Origin of the sequence: Geobacillus sp. FSL K6-3411 (genome assembly GCF_037965715.1) — a bacterium.
GTDB classification, from domain to species: domain Bacteria; phylum Bacillota; class Bacilli; order Bacillales; family Anoxybacillaceae; genus Geobacillus; species Geobacillus thermodenitrificans.
In genome coordinates this window covers 44,893-58,179 of the sequence record NZ_CP150187.1, presented here as the reverse complement: position 1 = coordinate 58,179, position 13,287 = coordinate 44,893, and the positions used below count along the sequence as shown (strand labels likewise).

General features: G+C 47.6%; 17 protein-coding genes. All 17 read right to left on the bottom strand.

From position 1 onward, the window contains the following. Nucleotides 1–87: 87 nt before the first annotated feature. Nucleotides 88–318, bottom strand: coding sequence for an anti-sigma-F factor Fin family protein (locus NSQ22_RS00295; RefSeq protein WP_008881693.1), 231 nt, complete (start codon nt 316–318; stop codon nt 88–90). 102 nt (nt 319–420) lie between these two features. Then, nucleotides 421–981 (bottom strand): aminoacyl-tRNA hydrolase, encoded by a 561-nt coding sequence (pth, locus tag NSQ22_RS00290; RefSeq protein ID WP_011886609.1) that lies wholly within the window; start codon nt 979–981, stop codon nt 421–423. A gap of 60 nt (nt 982–1,041) precedes the next feature. Next, a complete protein-coding gene (locus NSQ22_RS00285) occupies nt 1,042–1,674 on the bottom strand; it encodes a 50S ribosomal protein L25/general stress protein Ctc (RefSeq protein ID WP_008881691.1) in 633 nt (210 codons plus the stop codon). Between the two features lie 75 nt (nt 1,675–1,749). Further along, entirely contained in the window at nt 1,750–2,697 is a 948-nt protein-coding gene (locus NSQ22_RS00280; RefSeq protein ID WP_008881690.1) for a ribose-phosphate diphosphokinase, read from the bottom strand. Between the two features lie 12 nt (nt 2,698–2,709). Next, nucleotides 2,710–4,089 (bottom strand): bifunctional UDP-N-acetylglucosamine diphosphorylase/glucosamine-1-phosphate N-acetyltransferase GlmU, encoded by a 1,380-nt coding sequence (gene glmU, locus NSQ22_RS00275; protein ID WP_008881689.1) that lies wholly within the window; start codon nt 4,087–4,089, stop codon nt 2,710–2,712. 132 nt (nt 4,090–4,221) lie between these two features. Then, a complete protein-coding gene (spoVG, locus tag NSQ22_RS00270) occupies nt 4,222–4,512 on the bottom strand; it encodes a septation regulator SpoVG (protein WP_003247437.1) in 291 nt (96 codons plus the stop codon). Between the two features lie 124 nt (nt 4,513–4,636). Continuing rightward, nucleotides 4,637–5,011 carry a RidA family protein gene (locus NSQ22_RS00265; RefSeq protein WP_008881688.1) on the bottom strand — a complete coding sequence of 125 codons (375 nt, stop codon included), beginning with the start codon at nt 5,009–5,011 and terminating at the stop codon, nt 4,637–4,639. A 52-nt stretch (nt 5,012–5,063) separates the two neighbouring features. Further along, complete coding sequence (purR, locus tag NSQ22_RS00260; protein ID WP_029761812.1) at nt 5,064–5,885, bottom strand: pur operon repressor; 822 nt, start codon at nt 5,883–5,885, stop codon at nt 5,064–5,066. A gap of 54 nt (nt 5,886–5,939) precedes the next feature. Beyond that, nucleotides 5,940–6,812, bottom strand: coding sequence for a 4-(cytidine 5'-diphospho)-2-C-methyl-D-erythritol kinase (gene ispE / locus NSQ22_RS00255; protein WP_008881686.1), 873 nt, complete (start codon nt 6,810–6,812; stop codon nt 5,940–5,942). Next, nucleotides 6,778–6,927: a hypothetical protein gene (locus tag NSQ22_RS00250; RefSeq protein ID WP_008881685.1), complete on the bottom strand. Its 150-nt coding sequence runs from the start codon at nt 6,925–6,927 to the stop codon at nt 6,778–6,780. The genes ispE and NSQ22_RS00250 overlap by 35 nt, the downstream gene beginning before the upstream one ends. 122 nt (nt 6,928–7,049) lie before the next feature. Further along, nucleotides 7,050–7,229, bottom strand: a complete 180-nt coding sequence (locus tag NSQ22_RS00245; protein WP_011886605.1) for a small, acid-soluble spore protein, alpha/beta type — start codon at nt 7,227–7,229, stop codon at nt 7,050–7,052. 351 nt (nt 7,230–7,580) lie between these two features. Continuing rightward, entirely contained in the window at nt 7,581–7,838 is a 258-nt protein-coding gene (locus tag NSQ22_RS00240) for a Veg family protein (protein WP_008881684.1), read from the bottom strand. 183 nt (nt 7,839–8,021) lie between these two features. Then, nucleotides 8,022–8,921, bottom strand: a complete 900-nt coding sequence (yabG, locus tag NSQ22_RS00235) for a sporulation peptidase YabG (protein WP_339264014.1) — start codon at nt 8,919–8,921, stop codon at nt 8,022–8,024. Between the two features lie 115 nt (nt 8,922–9,036). Continuing rightward, nucleotides 9,037–10,082 (bottom strand): IS630-like element ISBs2 family transposase gene (locus tag NSQ22_RS00230; protein WP_076611651.1). Its coding sequence is split into 2 segments (ribosomal slippage): nt 9,037–9,576 and nt 9,579–10,082, totalling 1,044 coding nucleotides; the frame shifts between segments, so codons are not numbered across the junction. 67 nt (nt 10,083–10,149) lie between these two features. Then, entirely contained in the window at nt 10,150–11,040 is an 891-nt protein-coding gene (gene rsmA, locus NSQ22_RS00225; RefSeq protein WP_339264012.1) for a 16S rRNA (adenine(1518)-N(6)/adenine(1519)-N(6))-dimethyltransferase RsmA, read from the bottom strand. Further along, entirely contained in the window at nt 11,033–11,596 is a 564-nt protein-coding gene (rnmV, locus tag NSQ22_RS00220) for a ribonuclease M5 (RefSeq protein ID WP_339264010.1), read from the bottom strand. The genes rsmA and rnmV overlap by 8 nt, the downstream gene beginning before the upstream one ends. 262 nt (nt 11,597–11,858) lie before the next feature. Continuing rightward, complete coding sequence (locus tag NSQ22_RS00215) at nt 11,859–13,091, bottom strand: G5 and 3D domain-containing protein (RefSeq protein WP_008881681.1); 1,233 nt, start codon at nt 13,089–13,091, stop codon at nt 11,859–11,861. Nucleotides 13,092–13,287: the final 196 nt, after the last annotated feature.

The following is a 13,287-nucleotide window of genomic DNA, read 5'->3' as shown; positions in this document are numbered from 1 at the left end:
CTATCCCCCCTCCTTCCAACATTAGTTTCTTCCCCTTTTAGCCATTTGGCGAAAATGCAAAAACGCTTTGGTCGCCCAAAGCTGCGCCTAGTGAATAAATTTTTCATATTGATGCCATTCCGGATTTCGCACCAACGCCTCTTGGCAATCTTCACAAATCGTTTTTACATGAATGTCACCGTTCGGCTCGTACGAAATCATGTCAAGTCGTTCCTCTTCAGTCAAATGATGGAATCCTAGTTTTTCACTATATATGGATACGTGGTCAATCGTGCCAACTTTTGCGCCACAATGACGGCAATAGTAGTGCAATGCCATCCGAGCAAACCTCCTCACTGGACTGTTCCGTCCGCAAGGCAGGCGAAGTCAATGCCTCGCGCCTTCCGTACTCACATTGTGTACCAGTTCAGAGGAAAATATTCACTCGTTAAAGTCATTCATCACTTGGATAAACGGTGTCGTCACTGCCTGTTCACACGCATCGGCAGCCCGCAAAACAGCTTCCATTACCGCTGGCTTTTCTTCTTCCGTAAAACGGCTAAGTACGTAATCAGCAACTGGTTGCCCATTTGTTGGCCGACCGATGCCGATGCGAATGCGCTTAAACTGCTCCGTGCCAAGATGGTGAATGATCGACTTGACACCATTATGACCACCGGAGCCTCCTTTTAGACGAAGGCGGATTTTCCCCGGCGGGAGATCGAGGTCATCGTATATAATAATAACATCGTCGACGGCAATATCGTAGAAGTCGATGAGCGGGCAAACACATTCCCCTGATAAATTCATATATGTTAAAGGTTTGCATAATGCCACTTTTTCGCCGAAAACGGAAGCCGTTCCGAACAAGCCACGGAATTTAGCGGTTTTCAACGAAACGTTCCAACGTTTAGCCAACTCATCAATGACGAAAAAACCGATGTTATGGCGCGTTTGTTCATACTCCTTGCCCGGGTTTCCGAGCCCGACAAACAGCTTCAATGGCCGTGCTCCTCTCTGTACATGATACTACAAAAGACGTAACCGAAACGGTTACGTCTATCATCCTTCTGGCGTCGTTTCTCTTCCTTCTTCAGCCTCAGGCTGTCCCGGCTCTTGCTGCTCACCGCTATGGATTTCTTCTTCCTGTTGCGGCGGCAAGATCGTCGCGATGACTTCGGAAGGTTCATGATTGATTTCAAATGTTCCGCCTGTTTGCACGTCGCCGACTGTGATGACATCGCCGACTTGCAAACCGGAGATGTCCACTTCAATCGCAGGCGGAATGTTTGCCGGCAAAACGCGGATCGATAATTCGTGCAAGTTTTGCTGCAACACGCCGCCATCTTTTACTCCAGGCGCTTCGCCCACTAAGCGGACTTCCACGTCAACATCGACTTCCGTCGACATATCGACCGCTTGAAAGTCAGCGTGAAGAAGCTCGCCACGCAATGGATCACGCTGCACTTCACGCAATAGAACCGAGTAATCTTCCCCGTCGACTTTCAGCGTCACTAAGCTGTGACGTCCACCCTCGCGTAGCGCCTTCTCAAGATCAGCGGCGCTGATGGAAATCATTTTATTATCGACCTTTTTGCCGTACAATACCGCCGGAATGCCTCCTTGCGAACGAATACGCCGCAATGTTGAATGTTTTTTGTCCTTGCGTTCTTTCGCTCCCAACACAATCGCCATGTTTCTTCACCTTCCTGAATTAGAATCTATTGTCTACTTTATCCTAAAACAAGAAGGGTTAAACATGCTTTGTGTTTAGTCGAACAGGACGCTGACGGATTGCATTTCATACACGCGCGTAATCGCTTCAGCAATGAGCGGCGCCACCGACAGCTCTACAATTTTATCAATTTTCTTCTCTTCTGGCAAGGCAATCGAATTGGTGACGACAAGCTCCTTAATTTTGGAATTTTGAATACGCTCAATCGCCGGACCGGACAACACCGGGTGAGTACAGCATGCGTACACTTCTTTCGCCCCGTTTTCGACAAGGGCGTTCGCCCCCAGCGTAATCGTCCCAGCTGTATCGATAATGTCATCAATCAAAATGGCCGTCTTTCCTTTCACTTGACCGATGATGTTCATTACTTCAACAGCGTTTGGCCGCGGCCGGCGTTTGTCAATAATAGCGAGCGGTGCCTTCAGACGATCAGCCAACTTGCGTGCCCGCGTCACACCGCCATGGTCCGGGGAAACGATGACGACATCATCCAACTGTTTGCTTTTAAAGTAATCCGCTAAAATCGGAACACCCATTAAATGATCGATCGGGATATCGAAAAACCCTTGGATTTGCGGGGCATGCAAATCGAGCGTAATGACGCGCGATGCCCCGGCTGTTTCCAGCAAGTTGGCCACGAGTTTCGCTGTAATCGGCTCGCGCGAGCGCGCTTTCCGGTCTTGTCGCGCATAACCGTAGTATGGCATTACGATATTGATCGTGCGCGCTGAAGCACGTTTTAATGCATCGATCATAATGAGCAGTTCCATTAAATGCTCATTGACCGGGACGCTTGTCGATTGGATGACAAATACATCGTCGCCGCGGATGCTTTCTTCGATGTTAATTTGAATTTCTCCATCGCTAAAACGGGATACTGAACACTTGCCAAGCTCGATCCCCATGGTTTCAGCAATTTGTTTCGCTAGCTTCATGTTCGAGTTCAGGGCGAACAACTTTAATTGGTGTTGGCATTCAGACATGATAAACCTCCATTAAGATTTTTTCTTGCCTCGCAGGCGATCCACATAATTTTCTTTGTTCACTTGTCGAGCGCGACCAATAGCGAGCGCACGGCCGGGAACATTATCGGTGACCGTCGATCCAGCGGCGACGTAAGCGCCTTGGCCGATCGTGACCGGCGCAATCAAGTTGGAGTTGCAGCCAATAAATGCACCGTCTTCAATTTTCGTCCGATACTTATGCACACCATCGTAATTGACCGTAATCGATCCACAGCCAAGGTTGACATCGGCTCCGACTTCTGCATCCCCAATATAGCTTAAATGCGAAGCTTTGCTTCCTTTACCGAATGTCGATTTTTTCACCTCGACAAAGTTGCCGATTCGTACCTCATCGTCAATTTTCGACAGCGGACGAATATGGGCGAACGGACCGATCGTCACATCGTCGCCGATCTCGCTGTCATGGGCGACCGAGTGGCGAATAGATGTGCGGTGGCCGATGTGACAGTTTTTAATTTCTGAATGGGGCCCGATCGTACAATCTTCGCCGATCACTGTCTCTCCCTCGATGACCGTACCAGGATAAATGACCGTATCGCGCCCGATCGTCGCTTCAGCTGAAATATAAGTGCAAGCCGGGTCGATGATCGTCACCCCGTTTTTCATATGTTGGCGGCAAATGCGATCGCGCATAATCCGTTCCGCCTCAGCAAGGGCGATGCGGTCATTGATACCGATCGTTTCGTCAAACGACGGTGCCTGATAAGCGGAGACAATGCCACCATCCGCTTTTATAATTTCGATCACATCGGTTAAATAATATTCGCCTTGGGCATTATTGTTTGTTACTTTTGTAAGCGCTTGAAACAACATTCGATTATCGAAGCAATACGTTCCCGTGTTAATCTCGCGGATTTCCCGCTCTTGTTCATTCGCATCTTTATGCTCAACAATTTTTTCAACATGGCCATCACTGTTGCGAACAATGCGGCCATATCCGGTCGGATCGTCAGCGATGGCCGTCAATACGGTCGCCTTCGCCCCAGCGGTCATATGGTGCTCGAGGAGCGCTTCCATCGTCTCAGCGGTGATGAGCGGTGTATCACCACAGACCACGATGGTGATCCCTTCAAGGTTTTGCAAATGAGGCGCGGCCTGCATTACCGCGTGTGCTGTCCCGAGCTGCTTTTCTTGCAAGGCGTATTCACACTGGGCGCCGAGCTGTTCTTTCACTTGCTCCGCCCCAAATCCCACTACTGCAATCGTTTTTTCTACCCCAAGCTTGGACACTTGGTCCACTACGTGCTGAACCATTGGCTTGCCGCAAACGGGATGAAGTACCTTATACAACTTGGATTTCATCCTCGTTCCTTGTCCGGCCGCCAAAATGACTGCATATCGCTTTACCATGTGAAAGGCCCCCAATTACCCTTTTATCCATAATTGAATATATATGAATTGGCTGCTCATTTCAAGGAAACAATGCATTTGCCAAAAAAATAGAGAGCTTGGCCAATTTTGCCTAAGCTCTCTTCAATATGTTTACGAAGCGCCAGCTTCTTCAAGTTCTTCTTCCAACTTCCCGAGGCGGTGGTATTCAGCTAAGATCGCCTCTTGGATTTTTCCGCGCGTAGCGGAATTGATCGGATGGGCGATATCGCGGAACTCCCCGTCTGGTGTGCGCTTGCTCGGCATCGCAACAAACAGTCCGTTATTCCCGTCAATGACACGGATGTCATGGACGACAAATTCGTTGTCCAACGTAATGGAGGCGATCGCTTTCATCCGTCCTTCGGTATTGACGCGGCGTAATCTTACGTCTGTCACTTCCATTATGCTCACCACCTTTTCCCTATATGAGACTCGATGTAATTAATTCCACGTCCTCGAGTCATTTCCTTCTTTTTTCAAAAAATTTTTTATAAACTTCAGGTAGGGAAAAGGAGGAGATTGACTGTTACGGTACAAGAGCAACGACTTCAATTTCGACAAGGACATCTTTCGGCAATCGAGCCACTTCCACGCATGAGCGCGCCGGTTTATGGTTTGGGAAGTATTGGCTGTATACTTCATTCATGGCCGCAAAATCATCCATATTTTTTATAAATACCGTTGTTTTTACGACCGTTTCGAGCGAAGCGCCAGCTGCTTCCAATACCGCTTTTAAATTCTGGAACACTTGATGCGTCTGCGCTTGAATGTCACCTTTTACCAATTCCCCTTCCGGAGTGAGCGGAATTTGCCCTGAGCTGTAAAACATGTTATTGACAATAATTCCTTGTGAATAAGGACCAATGGCTTGTGGCGCATTTTTTGTTTCCACTTTTCTCATTAGTAAAATCCTCCTTCCTCAATTTTCCTCATTATAACAAGCAACACGCTACCTAAACAAACGCTTTGTAATTTCCTTCCTTGACCGCGATTCGTTTTTCTTTTATGTCAACAGCTGATAGCTTTACAAGTGAAATGTATTCGTCAACTAACCGCTCTTTTGCCTCTTCAGACTCGACGAGCACACCGATGCCAGAGACATTGCCGTTAAATTCTTGCAGCAAACTGACCATTCCGTTGACCGTGCCACCTGCTTTCATGAAATCGTCGACGATCAGCACGTTTGATCCTTCGGCCAAACTGCGCTTGGACAGGACCATCGTTTGGATGCGCCTAGACGAACCCGATACATAATTGATGCTTACCATCGGTCCTTCCGTCACTTTATTGTCGTGACGGACGATCACAACCGGCACGTGCAAAAAATTGGCGATAGCATACGCAAGTGGAATCCCATTCGTAGCGATCGTCATCACGACATCCACTGGACGGTCAGCGAAAATGGACGCATAAAGACGACCAATTTTATTCATAATACGGGGGTCGCCAAGAATGTCCGTCATATACAAATATCCGCCAGGAAGAAGCCGGTCTGGCCGCGACAACTGTTCACACAAATAGGAGACAACTTCCTCGGCTTCCTCGGCGGTCATTTTCGGAATGTATTGCACGCCGCCGGCTGCGCCGGGCAACGTCCGAACTGTTCCAATCCCTTGCTGTTCAAACGTCTGCTTAATAATCGTTAAATCTTCGCTGATTGACGATTTGGCCGATTCATACCGCTCGGCAAAAAAAGTAAGCGGAATGAGATGATGTGGCCGTTCAAGAAGATAGTGTGTCATATCGACTAAACGGCCGCTTCGCCTTAGCTTCATAGCCGACCTCCTAAAACCGAATATTTAAATTTATCTTACCAAAAATGTACGTGTTTAATCAAGGGAGTGTCGCTCCCCTAACAACCTTACAGCAAACACTTGATCGCAAAAGCCACGCAGTCCGTTGTATACGCGCTGCATTCTTGAATCGTGCTCAATTAGCCCAAACACTGTCGGTCCGCTGCCACTCATCAATACCGCGTCGGCGCCAAACCGCCTCATTTGCTCTTTAATATGTGCGACTTCCGGATATTTTTTTAGTGTCACTTCCTCAAGGACATTGCCAACTGACCGACAAATCGCTGCATAATCTTGCTGCTCGATCGCCCCCACCATCGCATCGACATCCGGATGGTTAACATGCTCAAGCTGCAAGTTTCGGTACACTTCTGCCGTCGATACGCCAATCGGGGGCTTGGCCAACACGACCCAACACGGTGGCGGCGATGAGATCGGGGTGATGATCTCTCCGCGTCCAGTCGCCACGGCCGTTCCGCCATAAACGCAAAAAGCGACATCTGAGCCGATTTGCGCGCCAAGCTCAGCGAGTTCATGGACGCTTAACCCGAGTTTCCAAAGCTTATTGAGCCCGCGCAGCGTCGCTGCCGCATCGCTGCTTCCTCCTGCTAAGCCAGCAGCCACCGGAATATGCTTCGTAATCGAAATCGCCACCCCTTCGCGAATCGAAAACGTCTCTTTAAGAAGTTGCGCCGCTTGGTACGCCAAATTGCGGGAATCGTCCGGCACGAAACGATTTTGCGACACAACGCGAATCGCATCCTCCCCGGGCAAAGGAATCAGCTCAATACGATCAGCCAAATCGATCGTTGTCATCACCATTTTCACTTCATGGTAGCCGTCGGGACGCTTATAAAGAACATCGAGCGACAAGTTAATTTTTGCTGGCGCTTTTACCGACAACCTCACGATTCTTCACCCACTTCCACGCACATTCATAAACAAACTGTCTCGATATGCCGGCGGACAAATGATTCGACATATTCATTCGCTTTTCTGTTTTGATGATTTTTACACGTGCCATATCCGGCTTTCTCCTGTCAATCCATTTTACCATATTACCATGTCTCGATGCCGTCGCCAAACGATATATGTAAAAAGGGCGTCCCCTGCTTGGGACACCCTCGCCGCAACGCGCCAACTCCGCTATTCCGTTTTCCCGGCCAGTTGCCGTTCTGCCCGTTCAATCGCCAACCTTACCATGTTTCCTGCATCTTTCGCTCGGATAGCTCCCCATCCTTCACGCTGCACGACATCGTAAAAGCCTAGCTCTTTTGCTAGCTCTTCTTTCAAACGCTGCGACATAACTCCGCGGCGTCGACCCAATGTCAGCAACCCCTTTCGATGTTCATTGGCGTCATGGCACGAAACGTTTTGCAACCCGCCAGCGCAAGAAACCGACCAGCTTCACTTGCTAAGGATGAAAGGCGGCTGCGGCAGTTTTAGTATGAAATAACGAAGGCGGCTTTATGTCTGCCTATTATTGTTTCGCTTCGCCGTTATCAGCAGGTAATACTTCAATCTTGCTACAATGACAATCCATGGATTATACTCCATGCAAAACTAAGCACCGCTTAATCTGCGTCTCCTCGCAAACCTTTTAGCGCACCTTTCTGATAAGCAAGCAACCCCCGTCTTTCTTTAATAACAAAACAAAAAGCAGCAAACAATTGATGTCTACTGCCCCCCTGCTTGCTCATCATCCCAAAACGTCAGCTTTACGGTTTCTGTCAACACGTCAGCATAACTAAACGATACACGTTCAAATGAGTTTTCCTTTTGATCCAGCTCAATGACAAATACCGATGGGTAAGTCTCCGCCAAAATGCCGCAACGCTCAATCATTTTTCTGCGTCCGCCGTTGGCTCGTAACGTTAAACGTCTCCCGATATTAGAGTCCAATGTCTTTTTAATATCGGATAAAGTTTTTGGCATTCGTCATCCACCTCACTGCTTACGATTATAACAAAAACGGAATTGAAAGTCAAAAAATAATGATTATATCAGCGTGTTTTTGTTTCTGTCAATAATTATTTTTCTACAATATCCTTCTTTTTATGTACTTCATGGCACTTTTTTGTAAAAAAATGCGGTGAAAGGCATTAAAAAAACCGCCCATTAATTGCGGCGGTTCCCCCCTCTTTCCTCCTCAATAAGGCGAAACGGCATTCCGGTGCGAAGCACTCCTTTCGTTTCCACCCCACCCAATCCCTTTTCTCCGGTCAACGTGTTGCGAAGCACATCCCACACATCGGCCGTTTCCGTGAATGGAGTGAAGCTGAGGCGCGAAACAATATAGACCGGATCAAGAGCATGAATGTTAACCCGCGCAGGTGAACTAGCAAAATTGGCTCCAGCACGGATCAACGACTCGAAATGTGATTGGCAAGCACCGGCGAAAACGATGAGCTGGTCTAGATGCGGCACTTTTTTGCGCGCTTCTTTCACCGTTTGAACGAAATGGCGCGAGTGGCGGTATGCTTTTAAATCGTGTACTTTTCCTTTCGATTTTGAATACGAATCGTGGCCGGTAATGACTAAAATATCCGGTCGAAACTGTTCGATCAAAGAGCCAACTTTCTCTGGCATCTCACTTTCCTCACAGTAAACGCCGTGCACTGGCACCCCAATCCGTTCATATAAATCCAAGCATTTGCGCAAATATACCGGGTCGCCGTCCAAATGAAGGACGCGTCCCGGAATTTGAAAAAAATCTTTCTCTACTCGATATCCGCCGGTCGCTCGATACTCCACTTTTTGCTTAATCGTCTGGTAGTCCTGTCGAAACAACCGGTATGCCTGTTCGATCAGCTCGATTTCCCGCTTTTTCCGTTCTTGCCGCTCCTGCTCATCGATGATGACTAAATCACTGCACGGAGCGTCTGCGACAAGCCGCACATCTTCTCCATGTAAAATCGCCTCTCGCTCTCCGTCTCTTTCTTTAATGTCAATGACACGGAACAATAAGTCACATTGGTAAGACTTGCGGGCGACAATATCGCCGATTTTGACGTCCATCACCACTCACTCCATTGTATAATCGTTGTCATCCATACGATATGCATACGCGGACAATAGGTGATAGACGTCTCACTTTCCTTTAACGGCGGTCTATATAAGTTGAATTAAAGATTTACAACTGAACACACAAACGATCGATCGTTTGTTCTGGTTTCTGGTTGATTCGCTGAATAAAGGCTTGGACATTCTTTCTAATTTCTTGCACACTCGAATAGAACACGTTGTAAATCACGTCTGATTTCAGCCATTTCCATAGCCCTTCAATCAAGTTCAATTGCGGACTGTATGGTGGCAAAAAGACGAGCTCTAACCGATCTTCGTGTTCTTTTAAAAATGGCTGAATGAGTTTGGCATGGTGAATTCGAGCGTTATCTAAAATCATCACTATTTTGCCTGTGGGATAGCGTTCTAACACAAGTTGAAGAAATCGAAGAAATGTTTCCGCGTCATAGCATTCTTCTTCGATGCAAAACACTTCCCCTGTTTCGTAGTTCAACGTGCCAATCAGCTTCAGCCCTTGATGTTTTCCAAACGTCGGAATGATTCGTTGTTTTCCTTTGACAAACCATGTTTTTTGAATCGCTTGGTAATCACGAATCATCGACTCATCTTGAAAGAGGACATGGGCGATGTTCCCATCTACCAGTTTTTTTTTACTTCAGGGAAGGTGATTTCGACGAATTCTTTTTGTTTCTCTTCATCGGCATTGGCTAGTGTATAGGTCGGTTTCGTATAGCTTAGCCCTAACCGATGCAGAATGTCACTTGTTCCGCGAAGCGTGTATGTTGGCCCCCACTTTTGTTGAATGAGTTCAGCGATTATCGCAAGCGTCCAATTATATTTTGCTTCGAATCCCACATCTACGGGGAGCTGATGTTCAATGATCAAAGCCAGCTCTTTTTCCTGCTCAGGGGTCAATCGACGTGGGGCGCCAGGTGAGTATTTCATCTCCAGTCCATCAAGACCGCGCTGGGCGTAGGCATGAATATAGTTATAAATAGTTTTCTTGGATCGACCAATAATCGTTGCGATTTCTCCTTTGGTATATCCCTGCAAATGAAGATAAATCGCTTGGTAGCGTTCATATGCTCGTTTACTTTTTGCTTCTTTCATGGCAGTGGACAACTTTTCGATCTCGTCTTTGTGATTTGGCATCATATTTTCTCTCCGTTCCCCTATTTTCTCTTTGTATTTATTCGCCGTGGAACGGGAGAAAACCTTTATTTCAATTTATATAGACGCGGAAAAGCGGCATCAGCGCGTTGCTTAACGAAGCGAATTCAGCCATATCGAGCGTTTCCCCACGACGGCGCGGATCAATGCCTACAGCATCGAGCGCCCGTTCAATTTGTTCTTTTTTCTCCTTTCCATCCGGCAAATTGTTCAGCAAGTTATTCAACAGCGTTTTGCGACGCTGAGCAAAGCTTGCCCGCACCACTTGAAAAAACACCTCTTCGTCCTCCACAGCCACAGGAGGATGGGATCGTTTCGTCAATCGGATGACAGCGGAGTCGACGTTCGGCTGTGGCATAAATACAGTGCGCGGCACCGTCATGACGACTTCCGCCTCTGTATAATATTGCACAGCGATCGTCAGCGAGCCGTAATCTTTCGTTCCCGGCTTGGCTGCAAGGCGGTCAGCTACTTCTTTTTGCATCATAACGACCATACCGCGGATCGGCAGCCTCTCGGTGAGCAGTTTCATGATGATTGGCGTCGTCACGTAATACGGCAAATTCGCCACGACCATCCGATCACTCACCTCAGCAAACTCTTCGGCAATCACCGCATGCAAATCGGCTTTTAACACATCTTGATGGATAATGCGCACATTATCATAAGCTGATAACGTATCAGCCAAAATCGGCAGCAACCGGCTGTCGATTTCAAAGGCGACCACTTTTTTGGCCCGCCGCGCCAACTGTTCGGTCAGCGCCCCAATGCCAGGCCCGATTTCAATCGCTCCGGTGTCGCCGGAAATGCCAGCAGCGTCAACAATTTTTCGTAAAATATTCGTATCGATTAAAAAGTTTTGTCCGAGGCTCTTTTTAAACGAAAAGCCGTACCGTGCCAAAATTTCTTTCGTCCGCCCCGGTGTCGCAATATCTTTATGCATCGCCTGCCTCCTCCTGCATCACTTGTGCCAACGCCGCATAAAAGGCATCTCGAGAAATACGGAACACTTTTAGCCGCTTATGAAACTGTCGGCCGTTGGCATAGCCGATTTTCAGCTCCTCCCCAAGGCGCAACCGTCGACGACGCGCCATCTCTCCACCGACTAATCCGGCCTCGATCAACTCGGCAAATGTAATTTCTTCTTGCCAATCCGCCACCTCTTCATATACGTTGGCGAACGCTTGGCGAATTTCATCGGGAGAGGCATGCTCGACCCCAACGCCTTTGCCGTTTTTCGCTTTTGCCGCTTCGCGCGACAAAAATGCATGTTTGCATCCCGGCACCTGCTCGGCAATCGTCCTGCGAATCTTTTCACCAGGGAAATCTGGATCGGTAAAAATAATCACGCCGCGCCGTTCTTTTGCCAGCTTAATTCGTTCAATGACATCCATCCCTACTGCGGCTCCATTGGTTTCGATTGTATCGGCATCAACGGCACGTCGGATCGCCGCTGTATCATCTTTTCCTTCCACGACAATGACTTCCTTAATTTTCATCACATCATTGCAGAAATATGGCGGAATAAGAGTTTTTTCCTATTTCTGCAATGCCTCCTTTCCGGTAAAATAAATAGTACGATGAACCTTCACCGCTATTGCTCCATTTCCCTTTTATTTTTTTCAATTCTGTTGAAACTTTTTTCCGATTATAACGTCTAATTAGACAGAAGTGGTGAAGTGCGCATTGTCTCGACACAATGTCATTATAACGAAAAAAGCAGAGGGAAAAAACCCTCCGCTCTGTTCTTCGAGTGCATTTCTATGGCAATACCCGTATTTTGACGCGCTTTCTTCCCCAACGCATCGCATCTGACTCTTCCGGGAAAAATACATCAATTTCGTATCCTTTAATGCCTGAGCCGGTGTCAGCGGCAATGGCATATCCGTATCCTTCCACATATACCTTCGACCCAAGGGGGATGATGGATGGGTCGACAGCAATGACTTTAGTGGAAGGATTTTGACGCAAGTTAACGCCTGTTCTCGTTACGCCTGAACAGCCTTTGCAATAGGCCGTATAGGCAGTGGCAGTAACATAAAATGTCTTCGCAGCTTGATTAGATCCGCGCGAAGATGGCTGGTCGGATCTCTTAGTTTTTGTGCCAATGGCGGATGGTTTAGGTGGTTCCACCGTTTTTGTGCCGATGGCGACAATGCGCGCTTTACTTTCTTTCACCGTTTTTGTCGCAATCAATTTCCGCGCCACTTCTTTGCCGTTTTCAAACGTTACTTCATACGTTTTTTCAATTTTTCCTTTTTCTCCAGGCTCAATCACGCGTCGCTCTCCTTTTGGTAGCGAACTATCCTGTTTCGTCATCACAGCAAAGTCAACAGGCTCTTCCACTACATCGGTGACTTTTTTTACCCGAGTGATGTGAATCGTCATTTGTTCTTTGACCTTTTCTTGCAAGGAAGGCTCAATTCGATCGAGTTCGCCCAGCTCAATTCCTTGCTGCTTCAAAAAGTCAGCGACCGTAGTCGAAGTTGTCCATGCCTGTTGCTGTTTACCACCAACATTGACGCGGACAGGAAATGCTTTTTCAACACCAATGTCCATGCCTTTTTTGATTTTCGCCGAAAGTGTTGGCGTCACTTTATCGTACGGCCCGACCGCCACGTGTTGCGAACGGAGCAGTTCCTCAACTGTGTCAGCTGTCGTCCACACTTTTTTCGCTTTCCCATTTACCGTCAATGTCACTTCTTTGCTTGCTTCCCAAATGATATGCAGATCATCAGTAATCGGTGTATTTAAAGACGGATATACGTAATCTTCCTTGCGCGGCCGAATGCCTTGCTCTTCAAGCAACTCCTTTACATTCTCCGCATGAGTACGAATTTCTTGTTTTTTCCCATTGGCGGTTAACGTCACATCGTCTTTCGCCATCTCATACCCAGCGACCCCTGTTGTCGCGGAGATAGCAAGAAATCCACTCGCCGTAGCGGTCACGTTTTTCCTCCATAAGTCTAACCATTTCCTACCGTTTGGTGCCATGAAATGAAACGCCTCCTTTTCCTCCGAGATTCCCCTCTCCCTCTAACGTGTACGCACGAGCACACTCTTTTATGCAGAAAATTCAGTGAAAAAGGAAGGAAGACTTGTCGATATCTGATTGGCCCATATTGGCTAAATTTGTAGAACTTTTTCGTCTCCTCTGTTCTTTCGACAAGCCTCCCCATCATTTGATGCC

Excerpts from the sequence above, each read along its gene's own strand:
- NSQ22_RS00295 (WP_008881693.1), bottom strand. The coding sequence starts at position 318 with ATGGCATTGCACTACTATTGCCGTCATTGTGGCGCAAAAGTTGGCACG.
- NSQ22_RS00285 (WP_008881691.1), bottom strand. The coding sequence starts at position 1,674 with ATGGCGATTGTGTTGGGAGCGAAAGAACGCAAGGACAAAAAACATTCA.
- NSQ22_RS00280 (WP_008881690.1), bottom strand. The coding sequence starts at position 2,697 with ATGTCTGAATGCCAACACCAATTAAAGTTGTTCGCCCTGAACTCGAAC.
- glmU (WP_008881689.1), bottom strand. The coding sequence starts at position 4,089 with ATGGTAAAGCGATATGCAGTCATTTTGGCGGCCGGACAAGGAACGAGG.
- spoVG (WP_003247437.1), bottom strand. The coding sequence starts at position 4,512 with ATGGAAGTGACAGACGTAAGATTACGCCGCGTCAATACCGAAGGACGG.
- NSQ22_RS00265 (WP_008881688.1), bottom strand. The coding sequence starts at position 5,011 with ATGAGAAAAGTGGAAACAAAAAATGCGCCACAAGCCATTGGTCCTTAT.
- purR (WP_029761812.1), bottom strand. The coding sequence starts at position 5,885 with ATGAAGCTAAGGCGAAGCGGCCGTTTAGTCGATATGACACACTATCTT.
- NSQ22_RS00250 (WP_008881685.1), bottom strand. The coding sequence starts at position 6,927 with ATGGCACGTGTAAAAATCATCAAAACAGAAAAGCGAATGAATATGTCG.
- NSQ22_RS00240 (WP_008881684.1), bottom strand. The coding sequence starts at position 7,838 with ATGCCAAAAACTTTATCCGATATTAAAAAGACATTGGACTCTAATATC.
- yabG (WP_339264014.1), bottom strand. The coding sequence starts at position 8,921 with ATGGACGTCAAAATCGGCGATATTGTCGCCCGCAAGTCTTACCAATGT.
- rsmA (WP_339264012.1), bottom strand. The coding sequence starts at position 11,040 with ATGCATAAAGATATTGCGACACCGGGGCGGACGAAAGAAATTTTGGCA.
- rnmV (WP_339264010.1), bottom strand. The coding sequence starts at position 11,596 with ATGAAAATTAAGGAAGTCATTGTCGTGGAAGGAAAAGATGATACAGCG.
- NSQ22_RS00215 (WP_008881681.1), bottom strand. The coding sequence starts at position 13,091 with ATGGCACCAAACGGTAGGAAATGGTTAGACTTATGGAGGAAAAACGTG.